Source organism: Acetobacter sp. DmW_136 (assembly GCF_008690365.1).
GTDB classification, from domain to species: domain Bacteria; phylum Pseudomonadota; class Alphaproteobacteria; order Acetobacterales; family Acetobacteraceae; genus Acetobacter; species Acetobacter oryzifermentans.
Window position 1 is genome coordinate 1 of sequence record NZ_VHON01000002.1, and the last position, 21907, is coordinate 21907.

The following is a 21907-nucleotide window of genomic DNA, read 5'->3' on the forward strand; positions in this document are numbered from 1 at the left end:
ACGGCGGCAACACGGGTTCGAATCCCGTACGGGACGCCAAGTTTTTCAAGGACTTGCAGCAGGTTAATCTGAAAATCGTTGATTTTTGAGCCAATCCCGAGCCAAACTGGGAGAGGATCGAATAACGATGACCAAACCACCAAAAGAGACCCTCAAGGACCCTGTGACAGGGAAGCCGTTGCCCAAGGGCGTCTGGTATCGTGGCCCCGGCCAGTATCAGGCCCGCAAGATGGTGAACGGCAAACGTCACCGCGAAACCTTTGCGTCAGCCAGCCTCGCCCGCCGCTGGCTTCAGGACGTACGGGCCAAGGCGCATGTGGGCCAACTTGAGCCACCCACACGCAAGAGAAACCAGATCACTTTTGGTGAACTCTTTGAGCGCTTCGGCCGGGAGCGCATGACAGAACGCGATGCCGATCGTATGGGCCATCTTCCAGCCCTTCTTAGTTCCGACATTGCCTCATTGAAAATCGACAAATGGACCAATGGCGATGTCCGGGACTTTCGTGACACCATGCTGGCAGCGGGACTGGCCAAGGGAACCGTCGTCAAACGCCTGAACATGATTGCGGCCATCATCGAATACGCCAACTCGGAATGGGACACGACCATCCTCAATCATGCTTCCGCCAAACGGACCAAACGACCCGAGGGCGCGGATCGCAAGAGAAACCGGAGATTAAAGGACGGCGAAGAAGATGAACTTCTGCGAGCTGCTTCTCGGCCCGACGGGGTTTTCAGGCATTACCCTGATGTGGTGTGGCTCATCAGGTGGTCAATCGAGCAAGGCTGCCGTCTGGGGGAATCCCTCAGTCTGCGCTGGCAGGATATCGACTTCCGCAGGCAGACCATTTCCCTCGCCCGTGTGAAGAGTGACCGGCATAGAGAAGAGCTCGGTCCCGAGATCCGCCCCATGACCAAGGGCGCACAACGTGTCCTGATGGAAAAGCGGGCCACCATGGAAACGGTACCAGACCGAAAAGACTTTGTCTTTTCGGTGGGGGAGAGAAAAATCTTTTCTGTCCTGTTTGGTCGCATGACCCGGCAGGCCGGAATTCAGGACCTGACCTTTCATGACTTGCGCCACGAAGCAACATCGCGCCTGGCCCGCTATCTGAACCCGATTGAACTGACCCGAGTCACTGGCCATCGCGATCTGAAGTCACTTAACCGCTACTATCAGCCTGTGCCAGGAGATATTGCGGACAAGACACGCTAACTGCCAGCCAGGATAATCAAAGGTAACCAGAGCGCGTTTTACTGGAAGCCGATAACACGGGTGAAGAGGAAGGCTGCCAACGCCAGCGCCATCACGGAGAAGAGAAACAGATCAGGATGCGGGCAGCTCAGTACCAGTGCGCCCCGTCCGCGCTGACGGCGGCGACGCTTTTCAAACCGTTCGGTTTCAAAAAGCTTTTCTTCAATAAAGAGATCGAGATCTTCCTGGCGAAACAGCCGCATGCTGCCGATCTTGACGGACCGTGGGCCAATCCGTAGCGAGACCCAGTTGGCCAGCGTTCCCTTGGCGATCCCAAGATAATCCGCTGCCTCTTGATACCGCATCAATCCCCGCCTGACATAGGCGGAGATACGCTGCGAGCCGGATGTCTGTTCCAGACGATCCGGTTGAGGCAAGCGTTTAGCGTGTCGTGACATGATGACCCTCTGCGATGGCCAGATCCGTGACACCCACGAATCACTTTCTCCTTTAATGATAACTCACAGTTCTGAAACCGCCAGCGAGGGATAGAAACCGGCGAGAATGATATCCCAATTTTCTGAGCCAAAAGTGCTTCCATCAAGCGCCGCTTCTCCTTCTGAAAAAATCGTTCAGAAAAGGCAGCAATGGGGGGAAACGGAAGGTCTGGTATGGGGGCAGGCGACCAAGAAAGCGGACACGAAGTCGCTAGCCTGACAAGTCAACAATAACATTTCGCTTCATAACGCATCATGTGGTGTCGAGGTCGATTCATCTGATTTGCACAAAATCCAGATTTTTACATTATTTATAGGATACCTTCTTCAAGTCGAACACGAAGTGTCTCGACCTGTTTTTTCAGAAGTTCGTGACCAAAGTTAATATAGTTTGTGAGTAATTGTGCGTAGTGATCAGGCGAAACTGGTTCAGGCTTGGCGCCGCGCAGTTTGGCATTGTGTTGAAGTCTAATTATGCTCGAATATTCTTTTTCAATGTCCAGTAAGAGCTCCAGTGCGCTTTGAGAAATGAGAGGGGACACTCGTAGGATAGAAGATCTACAATCGCTGAAGCGCTCTTCAATAAGTCGGAGGTAATCTGCGCTATCCGCTTTGCTTAGATCTATAATCGGATTATAATTTACGTATTCGTCCATGATTTTTTGCAGCGCGTAATTCAAATATGCGGCCCTGACCTTCCCGGATTCCATTGAACGGGAGAATCTGAAGCCTATCAATGCCACAGCCAGAGTCGTGATGAGACTGATCACAGAAGTTAGGAGCGGTAGGTAAGTCACTGGAAAAAGTTGCATACTGAGTGTTCCAATTCTTTAAAACGCAATATCGCATGAAGAAGCTGTGGGCATCTCGGACGCGCAACGGCCTTAATGGACGAAAGTACAAATTTATGCGCCGTAGTATCCAAAAAGTCCGAGCAATGATCTAGCTATTGAAGAAGTCTGTAAACTACATATGTCGATTCAAAGACACATTCACCTCAGCAGTTGGCAGACTCATGAACCGTAGATTCTCACGTATATCATCCCGAAAGTAGTTAGTCTGCTCGCGATCCCCGTCAGCTTAGGAAACAGTTCATCAAACGGCGTCAGGTTTCTGAAAGCCTGGAACAAGATCAAATAGGCGACTGCCGACTATCTGCTCCTGTATCACTGAACAGGTAGCCGGTTTGGAGGGGGAAAGCAGACCGTCTGTGATCAAGTGGTAAAATAAAAACATGTCCTTAACGCGAGTTCGGAGGCTTGCTGCTGGAACGTCTTGCAATTTCAGAAAAATGAGATCACGAAAAGGATGCTACTGGTCTGACGACTTAATTGTCTGATGCTTCGCCATATTGAATTGTACCTTGCCTCGCGCATAATAGAGTAAAATTCTAATTAGAGAACCAATGTCCTTACGCCCCATCAAAAATTTTCCCGACTGGGCAGAGAGCCAATTCGCCGCTCTATGCGACGCCCAAAACGTGATCCGCAACAAGTCAACGCAAGATCGTGCGGGCTGGGATTACATCGTAGAGTTCGACGATACTGTTAAACTTGATGTTCCGCTTGACCACCAGCGTGGCAGCACAACCTGTCGTGTACAGATCAAGTCAAAAACAAGCGGAAGTCCACGCATAGAGTTGAAACTATCTAATGCACTCAGGTTCTGCCGTGAACCAGATCCCTGTTTTATCCTTCTTATGCACTGTAAAAAAGACACTGGCTTGATCGAATATTATGTTCGAGAATTTGATGCAGAACTCATGACGCAAACCCTTAGAAAAGCTCGTGAGGCTGATCGGGATAGTATTTTTAATACACACAAAATCCGAATACCAATTAGCTTCCGTCCCAAAGACCGTACATCCGACCCGATCGAAGCGCTCCGCCTCCGGTCGGCTGGCTCCGGTACAGAGTATGCGGTCCAGAAAGCGAAACTGAATGCGACGCTTGGTTATGAGAAATCGTCGGTTAGTGGTATATTCACTCTTGCCCTAAATCAGATTCAGCCGTTCATCGACCACACAGCTGGATTGCCCGCAAGCTTTGAAGTCGAATACGTGTGCTTTAGCGACAAGCGTTTCGGAATTCCAGCACGTACGCCGATCTTCGATGGAAAACCTCTCTCCTTTAATTTTAAAACTTCTCCACGGTCAGCATGCATTCGTGTGCAAGGAACAAACGGACGTAGTGCTGCTTTCGAAGGACAGTTTCGATCATTTAATCTGCCAGGTCTTCCATTCGACCGATCCCGTGCTACCTTCACGTCGAACGGAATATCAGCTGTCATCCAAGGGCATTCAAAGATGACGCTTAATTACGACATATCGTCTACTTCCCGTAGGACGCTTGCCGAGCATTATAACCTTTTGTCGCTTAATGCTGTCCTCCTGCTCGGTCCCGTATCGATTGCGCTTGATATCAACGGAAAGGAAGTCCTGATCACGGATGAAATGAATTGTAAGCCGATCAGAGACAACTGGATCAACTGGTTTGACGAGGTGCTTACTTGCCTCAATGATCTTGTCTTCAACAGTAAAAAACCTATTTTTTCTCTAGATGATCTTGGATTTCAATCTGGTAACGTTACGAATTTTGTTGATGCCCTTTCAGATGGCGATTTCACAATCACCTTGGAATTCGAGAAGCTTCCACCGCAGGACATTACGATCCGCAACGTAGCCTATTTCGTCTGGCTGGAAGTTGGCGATTCAACCTTTACAGCTATAGTGAGACGCCCGTGCCTTATTCAGGACCTTGAAGAACGCCAACTTAAAGTCGTCTTTGGTGACCCGGTCATCTTGGAATCCACAACAGAAAAGGGACCGGCGTCATGGCATCTTCCGGCACTACGCAGACGTTTCGAGGCCCTAAAGGCCCGACTGGGCGACGGAATACTTGAATTAAATGGTGGGGATCTGCTCGCTAATCTATGAGACGCTATGGGAGGGGGAGAGCAGAAGGTCTGATAGGCGGCATGAAAATTATAAAAATGGTCATCCATTGGGCGGAAAATAGAATACCTAGATCTTGAACAAAAAACCTGTAAAATATATTAAAGTATTCATTGTGGATTGATAACAAGATGATTTTTCCAAACAGGATCGAGTCCGATGCCGAATTTTTAGTGCATAGTCAAACAATACATCTAAAAAAAATAAACAAAAGAAAGTTTCTAAAAGATATTGAAACACAAAATATTTCCGAAATATGCAAACCTTACAGTATTATAATGCACGAGCTCACGCATTGGTTTGATGCAACAAGCACTCTATGGGGACAAATGTATCTGCGCGATTTATATGATGTGTATTTTCATGTAATACACCACTCAGAAGGAGTGGCATCTGATCGAGAATCTGGTGAAATAGAAGAAGAGTGGTGGAGATTGGTGAAGCTTGATTGTGAAGATTCCAGAATATTATTTCCGGCGTATTATAAGGAGCATTACACAAAAAATAATAAATTCGACTACAAGACAGCAGATATAACATATTCATCCGGACTAGAATTTGGAATAGACGGAAGAATTAACGTCGACAAACCAATTTTTTTTATAAGAGTAATTGACAAAGCAAAAAATAGTATCTCAAGAGTGCCTTTGACAATCGGATCGATTTTGGAAAGTTCGGCTGTATGTGCGGAACTGCTATCCAGAATTGCAACGATAGCAAAAATTTCATTGCCATATGAACAGAAAATTCAACAAAACAATCTTCTAGATGAACTGGATCATTTATTATCTAGTTGCGATCTTTTTGATTATACAGTTGCACGCCATATGGTTATGAAAGAAAATAAAGTATCCGATATAATTGATTCTTACATAATTTCTGCTATGTTTTCATTTGTGTCTCTTAATCTTCCTGATGAATTATTCGATAAAATTGTTCCACCTGCCCTATTGGGATTTATTCCAAAAGAGCGAATAGAGCGTTTTAAGAAGAATAAAGATAGAACGTTTGTGTTCGCTTGTTTGTGCAGCGGGTGTGGGTTATTTTCTGGTGATATTAAACATTTACATTCTTTCCTAAACTTAGGACTAAATAATATTGGATTACCAACATTTGACGATATATTGGATAAATCGTACAATGCTATGCTAAAAATAAGAGATAGTGTATATTATAGATGTCAAACTGATAAAACATGTTCATATATTTTATCTGTCGGCAGGAGTAATTTTTTAAAAAGAAGACAGCAACTATTTCCATCAAATATAATGAATATTATCAATGAAGACACAGTTCTTCCTGATCTTATTGATGAAAACCAAGAAACTTTTAGATTTCGGACAAAGCATTTAAATGAAAAATACTTCAACATTGAAAAAATGTATTGCCATGATATAGATCTTAACGCGCTGATCGTCAGATTTAGGTCTGCATGCAAAATATAGATGGATAAATAAAAGAACCATTAATTGATATTCTGGTAGCCTGATTTCAGGCGCAGGGAATGATATTGGGTGTTTCTGTTTGAAGTTGTCTGTCGCACCATATGGGCAGGACGGAGTTCATGGCGCCCAAGATTACTATGTGGCTCCGCCGCCTCCTCTTCAGGAAAAGAAAGCGGCGCACGTTGTAAACAATAGTCTACGCTATATGTTTGCCATTGCGCCAAAGACGAAACGCTGATTTGGGTGGCGTGGACTCAGATGCATGACGATGAGCGATAGCAGTCGTCTCACCTTCCAGAAGTGTCTTAATCAAATAGGTCTGAACGAATTGAGCGGATACGGCGCCATGGACGCTGTTAAATGGAGCAATCATGCTTTTGCAGCATCCTGATAAAGAAAATTTCTTGGCAAATACCTGTCTGCCGAGATAACAACAAAGGAAAGTGAAATCCCAAGCTTGTGGGCTATTTTTTTCGAATTGTTCAATAGCCATTCCAACATCAATACATTCGACGGCTGCGCCAATCTCGCCAGATATACTTCCATGCCCTATTACTACTATATGTTCAAATGGATGGAAGCTTCGCGACTCACACAAACAAGAAAGCTCGGCCAAACTACGAATTTTGAACAACGTGACGTAATCGTCATCTCCGAACAACAAGCGGCAATATTGCAAAATAGTTTTGGCTAACGGGTTGAGAAGAGTATATTCAGAGGCGAAATCTCCAAAGACTATTATCGCGATACCAACTCTATGATGAGCAAATTTGGTAGCTATCAGAGCACTATGTGTCCCATTGGGCATCATAATAGCAATCGACCGATGATTTTTTGATACGACGGTGCTTTGGTAAAACGCCTTACCTTGGTCGGGTAAGGTCGGCAATCGGCTACGGCAAACATAGACTGAATTACCAACTTGGATATTCGAAGCCAAAACTATCTCCATGCGTCGCGTTTACGTGGCGTAATTATTGTCTTCAATTACCTATTAAGTCTACTACGATAAGTCTCCGTCTGCTTTGTTGGACAAAGGTCTGCTTATGGGATTTCCAGTTTCGACGGAGAATGACCGACATGAGGGCGAAAGCGGTAGGTCCGCTTAATGCCGAGCAAACGTACAGACAACTCAGGGCAGCCTCCAGCCATCATAAACAACGCTGCCTCCATTATCCATCGTCACTGCACTGATACAATAGCCGTTCTGTATGCGCCATCCGCTACCACTGCACTTGAGCATCTTGGCAAGGTCACCCGTCTGGTAAAGCACATAGATTGGATCCATCAGTCCATGCTCGTAAAGTTGCCGGGCTTTCTTCCCCGCAATGCTCGTCGCCCAGGACGTCATCGCCAGCGCATTCGTATCACGGGCATCCGCCATTCCTTTTTCGTAACCGGTTTTCTGCCCAGCGTTAGCCCCCGCGCTATACCCTGCTTTCTGTCCGTCCGCAGTTCCTTTGATGTACCCTGCATTATAACCTGCCTCATAATGCTCATCGTGGATCTGTGTTCTTCCGATCCACAGAACTGTCACCAAAGCTGTGCAAACAAGTGCAAAAACCACAATTGAAATTGCACTCCATATTTGCATCTTGCGCCGTAGAATTGTCGCTGCAATATCCTGTCCCGCTGCAGTGACAGCGGAATTCAAATCTGATTTTATGCTTTGCTCATGTCTCTGCATTAGCGCACGTGAATTCTCATTGAATTCATCGGAGACGATTCCGATAGTCTTTGGAATATCCTGTAAAATTTTCGTGTAGAATTGAAATGGTATCAGGATCAGCCACAACGCATCGTTGTCCCGGATATCCATTGCAACCTTGATCCGGTAATGCTCCTGGATCTCGGTGTCAGTGGGATTTCGTCCATAAAATCCCCGAAAAACGGTCTCGAATTTTGTCACTCGATAACCTCCTCAAACATCTTTTTGGCCGCAGATCGCCATCTCAGAAGTTCAATCCGATTGCCAATCGGGAGATCTTCTGATGCCTTCTCAATCGTCATTCGGTTTATGTACAAATCGTCCGCAACCCGATCCGCGAGTTCCGGAAAAACAAGTGACTTTCCACCGAGTTGTTCAATATATTTCTTGGTTTGCGAGTTATTGTATGTTTCAAATTTTTCCTTATCACCAAAATAAGAGTTCATAAGAACGTTTGTTTTAGATTCAGGAATTTGTTCTAAATAATTTCTTAGTAATTACACGCAATCACGCTGGCGATTGATAACCCACAACGTGATCAGCTTACGCTTCAACAGCGGTATTGCGTGTTGAAGTAGATCCCCATACGTCTGTACCGCATGATCATTCCTGGCCGCTGAGTTAATGACAACGGCATGGTTTTTATGACAGTCGCATTGAGTGATGAGATCCATCCAACCATCAACGTGATCAAGATTTAAAGCGACTGCAGCTATCTCACTTTGGTAGCATTTCATCACATCCGGGTTCGACGTATCCGTTTCCACGAGCAACACTTTTTCTCTCTGCTGGATCAGGAAATCGATGAGACTCATGCTCACCATTGATTTGCCGACGCCCCCTTTTCCACCGCCAACCAGATAAATATTTTCCATGAGACTCATCCTTTTCATAATACATCGCGATCTGGCGCGATCAGAAATTCAGCCTGATTTTTATCCTCCTTCGTCGTCTGCTCTTTTTTCTGTCTTTTTATTGCGGTTTTTTCCGTCACTCTGGTTATTTTTTTGTTTTCAGTCGTAGGTTTTTTAGTTGTTTTCTTGTTTTTTATAGGTGTGTTTTCACGCTTTCGCTCTGGTTCTCTCAGATACGTTTTCAGTGTCGACGCCGTGATCTCAAAATCGTTTTCACGAAGAAACTCAACAATCTGCTCGAACCCATATCCTCGTTTTCGCAATGCAGCGATATCGTTGGCCAGAACGGTAATGCTTTCTTTATTGCTGAGCTGAATCTCATCTGCTTTCAATTCTGGAAGTTCGGATATTTTCTTTCTTATAGCGTCTATTTTTGATCGCGTGTGATATGTGCGCATTGTCGTCCCCGCTTCAAATCAGTCAACTGATTCGCTGTTGTGATTTCATTATACATTATCGGCAATATTTTTGATGGCGCTAAAATCGCAATTTTTGACATGCCTAAAATGGCGCTTATTTGTGGTAAACTATCACTGATTCGATTTACAGGATGGGGTTTGTCACACACATGCGCCGCATGGTGTGACAAACCATGCCAGACCGTTCGGCGCTCCGCGTCTCACAGGCTGGCTCCTTCCTGCTTCTTTTTCTTCTCTTCTTCCCAAAGAAGGAGTCCATGTAATGCCTTTTGAAATCAGAGGTCGGTTCCCATTGGATGCGATCGTCAATGTGAGACTGACGACGGATGAAAAAGATCGCCTGAAAGAGGACGCTGACCTTGCTGGAATGAGTGTCTCTGAGCTGATCCGACGCCGTTATTTTGGTCGTCCGATCGTTCCCCACGCTGATATCGTCATGATTCGGGAGTTGCGTCGTCTGGGCGGACTTCTCAAACATCTCTACCTGTCAAGCAACGGTCAACATGCTCAAGAAACACTGGCTACCCTACACGCCCTGAAAGGGGCAATCGAGGCGATCAGTCGTGATCATCAAAAAAGTTAAAAACCCGAAGAAGTCGACGTCAAAATCTGAACGGATCAGACGGTTGATTCTCTACGTGGCAAGTCCGGAAAAAACAGACACGTCAGAAAAATGTATCTATTTCGGAGCACGGGGTTTTCTGACGGATATCCTTGACAGTCAGATCGCGGAGATGATCGCACTTGCAACTGAAGCCGCGCGGTCTGCTGACACCGTGAACCACTACGTGCTGAGCTGGAAACGTGGAGAAAGTCCCACGACAGAACAGGTAGATGAGGCCGTCACACTCCTGCAAAAAGAGATGGGGCTGAAACAGCATCAGATTGTGTATGGCTTGCACGCAGACACCGACAATCGTCATCTGCATGTTGTCGTCAACCGTGTTGATCCCGAGACATTCCGATGCACCGAAATCAATAAGGGATTTGACATTGAGGCTGGTCATAGGGCCATCGCTTTGATCGAGCACCACCAAGGGTGGTCACGCGAGCAAAATGGTCTTTATCAGGTCGACCGGGACGAAAAACTGGTTCGCTGCAACAGTCACAGAGATAAGACTACACCAGTCAAAACCGATAGCAAAAAAGTGAAACGCAGAACTGGTAAACGGTCTGCACTGGATATCGCCGTTGAAGAGGCGGTTCCCCTGATCAAAACAGCCACCTGCTGGGCTGAGGTTCACGAAGGTCTGGCACGGAAAGGAATAAAGTATCGCCGACGTGGCAATGGTGCTGTCATCATGGTTGGCAATTCAGCCGTCAAAGCCAGTGCGGCAGATCGGCAGATCAGTCTCATCAGGCTACAACACAGGCTTGGGTCTTACGAAGAGTCCGATCAGACTGCGGACATACCCGCTGACGGCAAACTTACCATGCCTCTTGTAGTAAGACCGAATGATGTCAATTTGAGCGACTATCATCAGGAACGCAAAGATTACGAAACCACAAGAAGAAAAGCATTATCAGACATTGCCCACCAACATGCAGACCAGAGGACCAGCCTGAGGGAAATGCAGCGCCGGGAACACGAGACCGTGCTGAAGAGTCAATGGCGGAGACGTGGCCTGGCGCTCAACGCCCTACGACACGCGCTGGCTGACGAACATAGGACAGCACTCCGCCTTCTTCTTCAGCAGCAGAAGGAAGAACGCCTTGCCAATCGAAAGAGATTGCCTCCCTTCCCCACTGTAGAGGAGTGGTTGAGGACAAACAGAGATCTCTTTCTGACGGCGCTGTGGACGCATCCGGAACGTTTCATGCGTCTGGAAGGACATGAGACACGTTCCGACAGAGAGATGCGGGTTTACAACATTCCGGGCTTCAGGTCTGTCGCGCGGGGCGCCTATGTCCATTACTGTAAGCTTGCCGATCCAGAGCATATCGCCTTCTCTGATCGTGGTGATCGGATCGATGTCTGCGACACCACAGATCGGGCAATCATCCTGGCATCCTTGCGACTGGCGGCCAACAGATGGGATGAGGTCAAAATTATCGGAACCGATGACTTCAAGGCGCGCGTTGTGGATCTTGCCGTTGAGTACGGCTTTCGGTTGAAGAATGAGTATCTTCGCCAGACCGTCGAAAAAAGACGGAAAGAGGCTGAGGAACTCAAAATCGTAGAGCAAAAGAAAAAAGAAGAAAAAGCAAGAGAGACCTCTCTTGCGAAACGCTCACTCTCCCATAAATCTTCAGAGGGGTTCGAGCTCTGAACAAAAATGCTGATCCTAGTCATGTCACCCTGGTTCCCCATCCCTACACAATAACTAATACCAACTGTTGCTTGATATGACTCAGAAGGTACTCATCAGGTTAAGAATGTGATTCACAGGATGATGACCATTCTCTGGATGAGGTATTTCTGGATGGGCAGCCCTCTGTCCCTGCGTGACGATCATGACAGTTCGGAGTTGCGACGCCTTACGCGCAGAAGCCGGCATGCGGGTCAATCGCGTCGCTTGTTGGCGCTTGCGGCGAGGCGGCCCTGCTTGCCGGGACAGACCGTCAGAGTATCCGTGACTGGGTGGTGCGTTTCAATGCGGATGGCCTTCGTCATGGGGGGGACAGAAAGCCCGCCTGACACCGGAGATGCTGGCAGCCCTGAAAACCCGGCTCGAAGAAGGACCAATCCCTGCGGTGCAGGGTGTTGTCCGCTGGAGACTGTGTGATCTCTGCGGGTGACTGCATGAGACCGTTACAATCTTGTTATCCAATTTCAAGCATCTCATCGTTTGATCGTAGCCATACCGACAGTCGGTCGGCAGCAGCATGAACCTGGTCTGATTTCCGCAGGTTACACTCCCAAACCGTTGCCACTCGCCACCCCTCCTTGAGCAAAATCAGTCGGACGGCTTTGTCCCGAGCAATATTGCTCTCGAACTTAGCTTGCCAGAACTCTGGCCGAGTCAATGGCTTGGTTGCATAACGACAGCCTTCATGTCGATGCCAAAAGCAGCCATGCACAAAGACAACCGCTCGATACTTTGGAAACACAAGGTCCGGTCGACCGCTCACATTTCTGGAATGTAGTCGAAAGCGGAAACCACGTGCATGCATTGCTCGGCGCAGAACCAGTTCGGGCCTTGTGTCCTTCCCCCTGATTGCCGCCATCATCCGAGAACGTGTCTGCTTGTCTACAATATCCATTACATACCACCTGGTCTTCATTACAAAGGTAGTATACATCAGCCAAATATATTTAATCAGGAGCAGGGTTTGACCAATACTTTCGGTATTGTTGATCTGTTTGCGGGGCCAGGTGGACTAGGTGAAGGCTTCTCATCCATAACCAGAAAAGGCCTTGCGGCATTCCGTATTGGCATTTCGATCGAAAAGGAGACCTCAGCGCACCGAACGCTGACGTTACGTGCATTTTTGCGTGCTTACCATGCTCGCCACAATAACTTGCCGCATGAATTCATCAATTTCCACGCCGGCATGATTCCTGAGCCAGATTGGTCGAAGGTAGACACTGATGCATGGAACCTTGCCCTCAACGAGGCCCGTGCTCTTGAACTCGGAACTGAGGCCGCTACAAAATCTCTTGATGACGCAATCTCAAGGTTACGAAAAACGTTTGATGAAACAGTCCTAATTGGTGGACCACCCTGCCAAGCCTATTCGTTGGTTGGGCGAGCCCGATCCAAAGGGAAGAAAGACTATGTTCCTGAATTGGACGATAGGCACTACCTTTTCCGCGAATACATCAGAGTCCTTGAAAGACTTAGACCCGCCGCCTTTGTCATGGAAAATGTCAAGGGCATGCTGTCCTCGACAATCGAAAGTCGCCTTGTCTTCGATATGCTGATGGAGGACTTGTCCTCACTCGGCACAGGCCGTGGTCATCATTACGAGTTGCGAGCCATACGGGTCGAAAATAGAAAGGCAAGCCTGCAGGAAGCAGTTCAACCATCGGACTTCATCGTGCGTGCCGAGACCTTTGGTGTTCCTCAGCGTCGCCACCGAGTGATTATCGTAGGAATCCGATCAGATTTGGCTACCAAAGCCTCAAACGCCTCCATCACCATCTCAAGGAAAGCACGAACTGTAAATGAGACGATCGGGACGCTGCCAGCTCTACGTAGCGGCATTAGCCGTAGCCAAGATGATGCAACAGAATGGCGAAATCAAGTGGCATCAGCTGCACAGCGGCAAGCATCCTTTCACAAGGGGAAGGACAACGGACTGCATGAGATGTTCGCTGCCATTGCTGGGAAAATGCAGAAAGATGCCCCGACCCTCCGAATGGCATCTGACTTACCCAGAAATTATGGTGCATCAAAAGATGAGTTGCTGCAGTGGCTGGAAAGACCGGAACTGATGGCAATCGCCCAACATGAAACCCGTGGACACATGGTATCTGACCTTGGCCGCTATCTATTTGCTGCCGTATTTGGCTCTGTCCATGGCTATAGTCCGAAAGCTGCCAATTTTCCTCTCTTTCTAAGTCCAGATCACCGGAACTGGCACAGTGGCGTTTTCAATGATCGCTTCCGGGTTCAGATGGCCAACGAAGCCTCGACCACGATCACGAGCCACATTTCGAAGGATGGTCACTACTTTATCCACCCCGATCCGATTCAGTGTCGAAGCTTGACTGTACGCGAGGCCGCACGATTGCAAACCTTTCCCGATGACTATCTGTTCCTCGGAAATCGCACACAGCAGTACGTTCAGGTTGGAAACGCAGTACCGCCATTTCTAGCACGGCAGATTGCCGAACTGCTACTTGCTGCATTGACACACTGAACCGTAGACAGGGTCCTCCATCCGCCACCAACAAGTCCTTACAACTGGCGCAATTCCTGAATGGACCCTTGCGGTAGGGGAAATTCAGCAGCACGCACCCTTGCCCACGTCTCCGCCCGCTTTGCCACTTCCGAAAACTGCTGACCAGGAGCAATCCGGTTAAACTCGGCATTGACGGTTACAGCCCACTCCCACAGCAGATTGCGCAACCCTCTGGAAATCCCCTGCTGCATCCATATCTGTTCGAGATCAAGTTGATCTCCAAGCCGATCTGCGACGATCGATACAACATATGTTGCAATATTAACGTAGCCTTGACGAAAGATTTCCTTGGCATCTTTTGCCTTGATCATGCTCTCGATTGCCTTGAACAGAATGACCTTGGCTATCATCGTCCGATACCAATGAGTATCGAGCGGGTTCGGAACAATTGTTGGGTCATCGTCCAAGGCCGTCATGAACGCAGCAAAATTCTTCTCACCACCAAGAGCCACGTTATTGGGTTTCCCCCGCCATGCCTCATGATATTTGGCAACGTCATTTTTTGTAAGCTTGCGTCGGGACCCGATCATCTCCTGCAGCTTTCGCCGCTTGGCTGCAGAGGTGCCTTCCTTCAGCAGCATGACGTTATAGGCACCTGCTGCACGCTCATAGAACCAACGCGTGGCGCCATCCGGGCACCATGTGCTGTTTGCCAGTTTTTCCAACTGGACATGAAAAGGACGGTTTGCCGACAGGTCGGACATCTTTACAGCATTCTGGCTGTTTGCATAACGAGAGACATTACTGATCAGGCGTTCACGCGCTTCGTCTTGAGCCCCTTTGAGAATGATGATCTTGGCGGGCACCATAACATGGCTCAGGTCGATGGTTCGATGATCGCGTGACGCAAAATAGATGGACGATGTCGTCTGGCCACCGTTCACGATCTGCATGCCCTTCATGAAGGAAAGTCCTGGATTTCCGTCTTCTGAACGCTCGAAGGCGGCCTCGTCACAAACGAGAACCAACCCGTTGTTGAACGCCAGAAAATGTTCCGGTTCCTTTCTTAGTGTTTCAACTATACCCTTGTTCACTGCACGTTTGTTTCCGAGAAACGTCCTTACGTTTGCTTCAAGCAGCCGCGTTCCGAAGCGCAAATAGAGGTCGCGGATGAGCTGTCCTGGAATTGCGGTCAAGGCATATTCGTAGTCGGCATCGGAATCAGGTACATGCACGCAGGGAAGAGGACGACCGATCGACTGGACAAAGCTGAGAGCAAGTTCGTCTCGTGGCTTGCCTTCAGTATGCCGGAACACCCTTTCCATGTCCATGACCTCGATTGCCACCATCTTCTCGTGAACTACCTTGTCCGAAAAGCGCTTGGTCTTCGTTCGGCCATCGGCAATTACAAACACTCGAACACGGTCGATATCGTTCCAGCGCGACCGAATGGTCGCAACCAAATCCCGAACCGGATGAGTGGGATCAATTCTCGCCTCTAGATTACTGCTGGCGGCTCGAAGCAGAAAGCGCACCCCTTCGCTGGCGGTAGCCGTGATATCGGAATCACGCAGATCATGCAGCTCTTCCGTTCCTAGATAGTGCGTCACGAAAAGATCAAGGGCAGTTTCGTCAGGACTGAGGGCATATCCGGTAATACGAAGCCTTGCGTTACCAACCTTGCCGTTCCAGTGGCAGACTGTAGGCTCATCACAAATCCCGGCATCAGCGACATGCTCCATGACCTTTTCGGCGAAGACAAGCTCCTCCGAAGGAAAGGGTCCTTCACCCGCCTCAACGCGCTCACCAAGAGTGTTCTGCAGGTCAGAACGAAAGTGGCGATGAAATTCTTCTAAGCTCATTTCAGTCAAGTCCAAACTCGGTTATCACTTCCGGCAACCTGATCTGGGGCTCTTCCACAGCGTCCAAGTCAAGCACATATGCCGCCGAACGAATGGCCACTGGCAGCACGGCTCGCGTCAGCCGCGGCATCTCACCCTTTACACGGAACGCCTTGGCTTCCTTCAACGTCAGCGTTCGCTCATAGAGCCACGCATGTTCGTCAAGGTATCCCATGATCATCAATAATGCTTCGAACCCTCGCCGCACCCCGGCCTGCCCAAACCGCATGCGAAGTTGGGCAACAAGATCGGCAAGAGAAAATCCATCGATGTTTTCCTCAAATCGGAAGGCGCAAAGGAAAGTCGGTGTCCTGTCGCAATCCAACTGCTCGATACTGTTGATCCGGGCAAGGAAACTACCGGCCTGAATCGTACTCTTTACCTCTATTGCACCCTCTCGAATGTGAAAATCCTGAGCTGCCCGCAACGGTCCCAGCCAGCAGTTGAGAGCATCGGAACCGAGGGAGGTGTCCATGAGCAATCTGAGCATCCACAGTTCACCAAGCAGGCCAATCTGCGCATCGGACGAAAGGGGAGCGTGGGTACGGGTCATGAACGCCTGCCACTCTCTGACCCGTTCTAGAAAAGTCTCCATCACACCACGTTTCATGGTGCTAGTCACGACCTCAAGCGTCCTCAAAATATCGACAACCATGATGGCGAAGATATCCGGTAAGCCTTCCGGTCGCCTTACAAGCGCTATGGCCGTCCTGCCGACGAAGACAGTCTGCCCCTCAATGCAGGAAACGTCGAAGCCTTGGCCTTGGGGCAGTCTGGCAGAATTGACCGGACATGCTCCCAGGAACGAAACAATCAGCGCCTCACGTCTGACAGGGAAGTGACACCCCGCCTCAACAGAGACCGGACCAATGGTGGTGAGATGAACAAAACGCCAGTCTTCTTCCGCTTCCTGCCACATGAGTGCTCGCCACGCACATGCGAGACCATCTTCAGTCCACCCACTCATTGAGACCTCCCCACATCACGCTGTTGGCAATATAACTCTTGTTGGAAACCCGTCTTTCAGATGTACTTGACGGGAAACTGATTGCCCAAGCAACAACAGGATCGGCATCCTTCAGTTCATCAACACCTGAACGTTCGGGATCAAGCAGATAGAGCATCAGCAGACCGCGTTCCCGCCGTGCCGGAATACCCTTTTCTGCAATACCTTCTCCAAGAACGTGACGGATCTGAGGCCCTCTCGGAGCTGACGGAGGCTCCTTGCCTTCGTTACGATCGGTATCATTGCGCCATGTTTTCAGGCTCAGCTCCAATGCTGCCTTCCACTCTGCTTCCGTCAGATCGATTGCTTCATCACGAGGCGAGATCAAGGTCTTGATCGAATAGCGATCTGCATGTGCGATCGTTCGTTTTCTCTGTAGCATGTTGACCAGACAGTCACCTACCATGCAGCTCCCCTCGTCCGGACCGCTATCCTTTCCGATGAGCGCAACGGTCCAGCTTGTAAGTTCACCATCCTTGTTCATCTCGTCGATGAAGTCCGCGACCAGTGGACTCATGATCCGAAAACTGGCGGCATGAGTTCTATAATTCCGAAGAAACGAGATAACATTCAGAGCAGGCACATCTCGCCAGAGATGACCGTGCCACTTCTGACCATCCGGCACGAAATACTGATCATTCAGATCCATCGATGGGCCAAGCGCCCGAATAAATTGATCCGTAACCTCGAAATTGGCTCTGATGTCTTCCTTTCGGTTTGGAAAGACAATGGTTTGTAGGAGATTACCTGAATAGGTCAGCTGCATCTCGCGTGCATTTCTCATCTTGGCCCGGGACGTGACGGTCAGGACGGAATGTGATTGTACGCGCAAGCCGAATTGTTTTGGTGTGGTGCCCGCCGCAACCATGTTGTCGAATTCCTGCCGCAATTCCTCGGCTGCGTCAGCAATATGACCGAACCATTCCACCATTTCTTCTGATGTATAGAGACGACAGACATCAAGATAACCGTCACGATAGCCGAACCAGCGCCCCATTTGCATAAGCGTGTCATACATGCGCGCTGTTCGCAGGAAATAGCTCGTGCAGAGACCTTCAAGCGTCAGACCTCGTGCCAGCTTGTCACCGCCTATGGCAATAACCTTCAGACCAGTGGTATCATTTTCAGCATAATCAAGCGCATCCTTCGCCGTACCATTAATCTCACGCACACGGATATCAGAAAGGATATCAGGAAGAACGGTTCGAACTTCGGACCACGAAAAATCATCCAATTTTTCGTCTTCCACGAGCGCAGAGCGGATCCTCTGCATTCCAGGCAGAAAAATATCTTTGTATTCTCTGTGCATTGACGCTTCGAGGTTAGCAAGCTCGATACCACGCGTGTAGCGGCCCTTCAGATCACGCACGTAGTCTGTAACCTGCCTGACGACGGCATTTTGTACCAGGGTAAAACGTGTAACGTGGATAAGCATCGATGAGTGCCTGCTGCCCTGTCCACGCAGTTTTCTCACGGCACAGGCATAGATGAAGGATCGGATCGCTTCAGCAAGCGAATCCGGAATTCGGTCTTGTCCCTGCCATCGTGGTTGATAGCCATTCTTGTGGCGTGGTGGCATCCATGGCTGCCACTCATTATCCAACAGCGAACGCACTAGCGGCAAATCGTCAGGCGTGCTGGAAGATGATCCGAAGACACGGCCTGGACCAACATAATTCGATGGTGCTGCAAGATTGGTAATGAAAGCTGCAGGAAAGAGATCTGGCCCGTATTCCTGTGTCTCTCCCCGATCATGAATAAAGATATTTGCAAAAGGGGTTGCCGTGTAACCGACGTAAGCCTTCCGCGAGAAATGGTGAAGAATCGAGCGAATCAACCTGTTGATAGTCTTGGGTTCGTGTTCAAGATCGGGCTTACCGAACTCGTCCACAACATCTTCACCCGTATCAACGGATCCGTGGTCAGCCTCATCATCAATCACAAGAAGAGGCAAATTGGTGACAAGTTTCCTTCCAGTTTCAGGATCAACGTGATTAATTACTCGATTGCGGATCCAATATAACAGGCGCTCCAAAACGGTCTTGTTCTTCTTGACCACGAAAAGCCACGGGCGTTGTTCCGGACTAACGTTCATCCTAGTTGCCATGGTGGTATTGAAGTCGCCTTTGTCACTTCGGTTGGTTGCCGCGTTAGGACGGACATTCATATCGCCATCAATCAACCCAACCCCAACTGCAGAGCCAAGTTCTCCGTTCTCTACCGTGGTCGCAAAGCCGAGAAACCCTTCATCAAGACGTATCTGGGTCTGGGCTCTCAGATTGTTGTGAAGGCCCGCCAATACGATGATGATCTTGTAGCCGGCATCGGCAGCCTTGCAGATAAGTCCAGTATAATTGCCGGTTTTTCCAGACTGAACATGACCTACGACCAGCCCGCGACGGTCCCAAGCACCTTCGCGATTCGGATCCTCCAGCTGTGACAGCACTTCATCGGTGGCCACATCCAATGCGTCCAGAGCCGTCCACGGAATTCGTGTTTCCATGTATTCGGCATAGCGCCGCCAGTATGTCCAGTCTTTCTTCCTTTCAGAATCAAGCCACGGAATATGATCTTCCCCGCTTGAGAGAGTGGCATTCATACCAACGGTATGACTTGACCGACGGATCAGCTCGTCAACGAGCATATCTCGATTAACAAGAGCAAAATAGTCCTTCATGAGGCAAGCCAGCTTGCTGAGCTCCGTCTCGATCATTTGCGGGGTAACTGCGCTCTGGGCCTGCTCCGCAGCAAGTCGGAGCATATTTTGCGCCATGGAAAGGATTGAATCGAAGGCTCTCTGATTTGAAGGCGTCATTATGTGTGTTTTACCTCAAGGGCTGAAATCAAATTGATATGTCGATCAAATGGAGGCGTGCGACCAAGCCTTTCGCGTGCTTCGGCCGGGCTGAGACCACGGAACATAACAAGCGCCTCGAACATTGAAGACAGGGTTTCCATGACCTCGCTTTCAACCGCTTCTGAAAAACCTGTCCTCGGGGTCTCCTTGTCTTCTGCTGTATCAAGCCAGATCCGCTGAACAGGAACGGTTTCCTCGATGAGCCTGAGAAGGGCGAGAATGTCAGACCTGAGCGGACCAGCCCGATTCAGGATCGAGGCAACAAGAACATGATCACGATTAATGCGATATGAAGTTCCCTGCGCAGAGCGGCGCACCTGCCAGACTTCCGCGACCGCGTTTGAGCGTGTTTCCCCAGCAGGCTGGATGTGACCTCGGTGCGCGAAAACCCGTCTCGCAACCTCGCGGGTTTCGAATGCTAGACGATGCAGCTGGGAGCGCAACCGAACAGGTGCGCTGGCGGTCGATTTCAGAATATTGATCTTCCATTCTGCATCCGCACTGTTCGGGATATCAAGCCTGATCCGGGCGAGCCTGTGAGCTTCATCACGTGGCCAAGGTCTACCACCATCACCAAGACCGAGCCAGCTGCCGGCCAGAAGAAGGCGTCTGTTACGATAGACGTAGAAGCCTTCCTGCTGGACCCATCCACCAGGACCAGCTGCAGCAACCTGTTCCGAAGGCTTGAGCATGTCGCGATGAGGCAGGACATGGCACTGAAGCATGACGCCTGTCGTATGAAGGATACGATATTCGGGGCTTTCGAACGCCTTGCCGGGATGTCCCATCAGATACGGATCCCAAGGCTTCACCTCTCTGCCGTTAAGAAGAAGACGAACCCCGGTCTGCCGACATTCAATAAGGCGATGGAAGGTCATCGCAAGGTGGGCCTCAATGCGATCGGCAAGTTCGATCATGTCTGTGACCGTGAAACCATCAGTCACAATACGGTCAAGTCTTTCCCAAAGCACGATGGTACCGTGTTCCATCCAAGCCAGAGGCTCAAGCAGAGGTTCGGAACCTGAAGCAGGCCCTTCAAACAGAGGCCATTCTGCCCCTGATACTTGGTCAATGAGATCAAGGTCCCAGCGCAGACATGCGATTGATCCGCCCTTCTGCCGACTGGCTACGGTCAATCGTCGAGCTTGCGAAAAGCTGGCCGTCTTCAACCCAAGCCCGAAGCGTCCCAGATCACTGACGGCACGCTCAGCCCGAGGATCGCGAGCACCGAGCCGCATGCCTTCCTCAAGGGCAGCATCATCCATGCCGTCACCATTATCAATGATCCGCACCCAACTGTCCTGCGCCGCCCACTCCAGATGAATGGCGACTTCCCGCGCATTCGCCGCAATTGAGTTGTCGATCAGATCCGCGAGCGCAGTCGCAGGTGCGTACCCAAGCCCCCGAAGAGCCTCGAGCATTGATCCAGCATATGGTGGAGCATTCCTTACCCCCATCTCATTAGATCCCTAGCTGCACCTGAAGTCGACGCTTCCGCCCCGGATGGGACAGATGCTTCAAACTCTTGGCTTCAATCTGACGAATACGCTCACGTGTGACCCCATATATCTGGCCAATCTCCTCTAATGTCATTTCGGTATCATATCCGATTCCGAAACGCATTCTGATTACATCCGCCTCACGATCAGACAGTTCAGACAATGCGTCCGCCACGATCATTTCTGTTTCCGCCTGATCAAAAGCATTATCTTCCTCAGGCTCTGGCAGCACAGCATTCCAATCGTCAATGCTTTCGGGATACTCGGGCTCGCGGGGAATGTTGCGAAACTGCCGCACTTCATCAATTGGCCATTCCAGTTCTGCCGCGAGGTCGTCATCCGTGACGACCCCATCAGCCTGAACGTCCAGATGTTCAAAGGCTTGATCAAGCTTTATAAGCTTTTCATACCGATGTATGGGTACACGGATCATGGCAATCTTATCCGCACGCCACCTAGTCAGCGCCTGTTTCATCCAGAAAGTGCAATAGACCAGAAATCTTACCCCACGTTCCGGGTCAAAACGCCTCGTCGACTGCTGCAATCCCATGAAGGCTACCTGAAATATGTCTTCCGAATTTTCCGCGTTTTCCACGTTCCTAGCTGCAAAACGTCGCGCATAAGGAAGATGCTCGACGCGGAAATCTCACAGAAGGGTTGTGCATCGGGTTAGATTATGAAAAAGTCTGTTTTGCACAAAAGAATTTTTCATAAGCAATAAA

At 49.4% G+C, this 21907-nt stretch carries 17 protein-coding genes and 2 pseudogenes; 7 read left to right on the top strand and 12 right to left on the bottom strand.

Translation table 11 applies throughout. The features are described from left to right. Window positions 1–127: 127 nt before the first annotated feature. Entirely contained in the window at window positions 128–1219 is a 1092-nt protein-coding gene (locus tag FKW31_RS00345; RefSeq protein WP_150177078.1) for a site-specific integrase, read from the top strand. A gap of 38 nt (window positions 1220–1257) precedes the next feature. On the opposite strand, the gene FKW31_RS00350 is transcribed toward FKW31_RS00345, so the two are convergent. Further along, window positions 1258–1656: a helix-turn-helix domain-containing protein gene (locus FKW31_RS00350; RefSeq protein WP_238332697.1), complete on the bottom strand. Its 399-nt coding sequence runs from the start codon at window positions 1654–1656 to the stop codon at window positions 1258–1260. Between the two features lie 1444 nt (window positions 1657–3100). Between FKW31_RS00350 and FKW31_RS00355 the strand changes: the two genes are divergently transcribed. Beyond that, complete coding sequence (locus tag FKW31_RS00355; protein WP_150177082.1) at window positions 3101–4630, top strand: hypothetical protein; 1530 nt, start codon at window positions 3101–3103, stop codon at window positions 4628–4630. Between the two features lie 149 nt (window positions 4631–4779). Then, window positions 4780–6093 (top strand): hypothetical protein, encoded by a 1314-nt coding sequence (locus FKW31_RS00360; RefSeq protein WP_150177084.1) that lies wholly within the window; start codon window positions 4780–4782, stop codon window positions 6091–6093. Window positions 6094–6289: 196 nt separating this feature from the next. Here FKW31_RS00360 and FKW31_RS00365 read toward each other — a convergent pair whose 3' ends face one another. The 5 genes from FKW31_RS00365 to FKW31_RS00380 form a co-directional block, all read right to left on the bottom strand. Further along, the gene (locus tag FKW31_RS00365; RefSeq protein WP_150177086.1) at window positions 6290–7033 is read right to left on the bottom strand and encodes a hypothetical protein; all 744 of its coding nucleotides are present in this window, start codon (window positions 7031–7033) and stop codon (window positions 6290–6292) included. Window positions 7034–7225: 192 nt separating this feature from the next. After that, window positions 7226–8002: a hypothetical protein gene (locus tag FKW31_RS00370; protein WP_150177088.1), complete on the bottom strand. Its 777-nt coding sequence runs from the start codon at window positions 8000–8002 to the stop codon at window positions 7226–7228. Further along, window positions 7999–8247: a hypothetical protein gene (locus FKW31_RS16250; protein ID WP_238332698.1), complete on the bottom strand. Its 249-nt coding sequence runs from the start codon at window positions 8245–8247 to the stop codon at window positions 7999–8001. Before FKW31_RS16250 ends, FKW31_RS00370 begins: the two co-directional genes overlap by 4 nt. Window positions 8248–8298: 51 nt before the next feature. Further along, window positions 8299–8676: a P-loop NTPase gene (locus tag FKW31_RS16255; RefSeq protein WP_238332699.1), complete on the bottom strand. Its 378-nt coding sequence runs from the start codon at window positions 8674–8676 to the stop codon at window positions 8299–8301. 14 nt (window positions 8677–8690) lie between these two features. Further along, the gene (locus FKW31_RS00380; RefSeq protein WP_150177090.1) at window positions 8691–9113 is read right to left on the bottom strand and encodes a hypothetical protein; all 423 of its coding nucleotides are present in this window, start codon (window positions 9111–9113) and stop codon (window positions 8691–8693) included. Window positions 9114–9396: 283 nt separating this feature from the next. Here FKW31_RS00380 and FKW31_RS00385 point away from each other — a divergent pair, with 283 nt between their 5' ends. The 3 genes and pseudogenes from FKW31_RS00385 to FKW31_RS16630 all read left to right on the top strand — a co-directional run. Continuing rightward, window positions 9397–9717 (top strand): plasmid mobilization protein, encoded by a 321-nt coding sequence (locus tag FKW31_RS00385; RefSeq protein WP_035352165.1) that lies wholly within the window; start codon window positions 9397–9399, stop codon window positions 9715–9717. Next, entirely contained in the window at window positions 9698–11404 is a 1707-nt protein-coding gene (gene traI / locus FKW31_RS00390; RefSeq protein ID WP_150177092.1) for a TraI/MobA(P) family conjugative relaxase, read from the top strand. Before FKW31_RS00385 ends, traI begins: the two co-directional genes overlap by 20 nt. Window positions 11405–11557: 153 nt before the next feature. Beyond that, window positions 11558–11864: pseudogene (locus FKW31_RS16630) on the top strand (IS630 family transposase); the annotation flags it as partial. Between the two features lie 33 nt (window positions 11865–11897). Here the strand turns inward: FKW31_RS16630 and FKW31_RS00395 are convergent. Next, window positions 11898–12377, bottom strand: a complete 480-nt coding sequence (locus FKW31_RS00395; protein WP_370513030.1) for a very short patch repair endonuclease — start codon at window positions 12375–12377, stop codon at window positions 11898–11900. A 30-nt stretch (window positions 12378–12407) separates the two neighbouring features. Here FKW31_RS00395 and FKW31_RS00400 point away from each other — a divergent pair, with 30 nt between their 5' ends. Then, complete coding sequence (locus FKW31_RS00400; RefSeq protein WP_150177096.1) at window positions 12408–13940, top strand: DNA cytosine methyltransferase; 1533 nt, start codon at window positions 12408–12410, stop codon at window positions 13938–13940. A gap of 38 nt (window positions 13941–13978) precedes the next feature. Here FKW31_RS00400 and FKW31_RS00405 read toward each other — a convergent pair whose 3' ends face one another. The 5 genes and pseudogenes from FKW31_RS00405 to FKW31_RS00425 all read right to left on the bottom strand — a co-directional run. After that, on the bottom strand, window positions 13979–15784 hold the full coding sequence (locus FKW31_RS00405) for an AIPR family protein (RefSeq protein WP_166443353.1): 1806 nt from the start codon (window positions 15782–15784) through the stop codon (window positions 13979–13981). Between the two features lies 1 nt (window position 15785). Beyond that, window positions 15786–16790 (bottom strand): PD-(D/E)XK motif protein, encoded by a 1005-nt coding sequence (locus FKW31_RS00410; protein WP_150177097.1) that lies wholly within the window; start codon window positions 16788–16790, stop codon window positions 15786–15788. Beyond that, on the bottom strand, window positions 16774–19644 hold the full coding sequence (locus tag FKW31_RS00415) for a Z1 domain-containing protein (RefSeq protein WP_150177099.1): 2871 nt from the start codon (window positions 19642–19644) through the stop codon (window positions 16774–16776). Before FKW31_RS00415 ends, FKW31_RS00410 begins: the two co-directional genes overlap by 17 nt. Next, window positions 19644–21107, bottom strand: coding sequence for an ATP-binding protein (locus FKW31_RS00420; RefSeq protein WP_202878714.1), 1464 nt, complete (start codon window positions 21105–21107; stop codon window positions 19644–19646). Before FKW31_RS00420 ends, FKW31_RS00415 begins: the two co-directional genes overlap by 1 nt. Window positions 21108–21147: 40 nt before the next feature. Further along, window positions 21148–21807: pseudogene (locus tag FKW31_RS00425) on the bottom strand (sigma-70 family RNA polymerase sigma factor); the annotation flags it as partial. Between the last annotated feature and the right edge of the window lie 100 nt (window positions 21808–21907).

Coding starts and splice junctions, on each gene's coding strand:
- FKW31_RS00345 (WP_150177078.1), top strand. CDS start 128: ATGACCAAACCACCAAAAGAGACCCTCAAGGACCCTGTGACAGGGAAG.
- FKW31_RS00350 (WP_238332697.1), bottom strand. CDS start 1,656: ATGTCACGACACGCTAAACGCTTGCCTCAACCGGATCGTCTGGAACAG.
- FKW31_RS00355 (WP_150177082.1), top strand. CDS start 3,101: ATGTCCTTACGCCCCATCAAAAATTTTCCCGACTGGGCAGAGAGCCAA.
- FKW31_RS00360 (WP_150177084.1), top strand. CDS start 4,780: ATGATTTTTCCAAACAGGATCGAGTCCGATGCCGAATTTTTAGTGCAT.
- FKW31_RS16250 (WP_238332698.1), bottom strand. CDS start 8,247: ATGAACTCTTATTTTGGTGATAAGGAAAAATTTGAAACATACAATAAC.
- FKW31_RS16255 (WP_238332699.1), bottom strand. CDS start 8,676: ATGGAAAATATTTATCTGGTTGGCGGTGGAAAAGGGGGCGTCGGCAAA.
- FKW31_RS00380 (WP_150177090.1), bottom strand. CDS start 9,113: ATGCGCACATATCACACGCGATCAAAAATAGACGCTATAAGAAAGAAA.
- FKW31_RS00385 (WP_035352165.1), top strand. CDS start 9,397: ATGCCTTTTGAAATCAGAGGTCGGTTCCCATTGGATGCGATCGTCAAT.
- FKW31_RS00395 (WP_370513030.1), bottom strand. CDS start 12,377: ATGTATACTACCTTTGTAATGAAGACCAGGTGGTATGTAATGGATATT.
- FKW31_RS00405 (WP_166443353.1), bottom strand. CDS start 15,784: ATGAGCTTAGAAGAATTTCATCGCCACTTTCGTTCTGACCTGCAGAAC.
- FKW31_RS00410 (WP_150177097.1), bottom strand. CDS start 16,790: ATGAGTGGGTGGACTGAAGATGGTCTCGCATGTGCGTGGCGAGCACTC.
- FKW31_RS00415 (WP_150177099.1), bottom strand. CDS start 19,644: ATGACGCCTTCAAATCAGAGAGCCTTCGATTCAATCCTTTCCATGGCG.
- FKW31_RS00420 (WP_202878714.1), bottom strand. CDS start 21,107: ATGCTCGAGGCTCTTCGGGGGCTTGGGTACGCACCTGCGACTGCGCTC.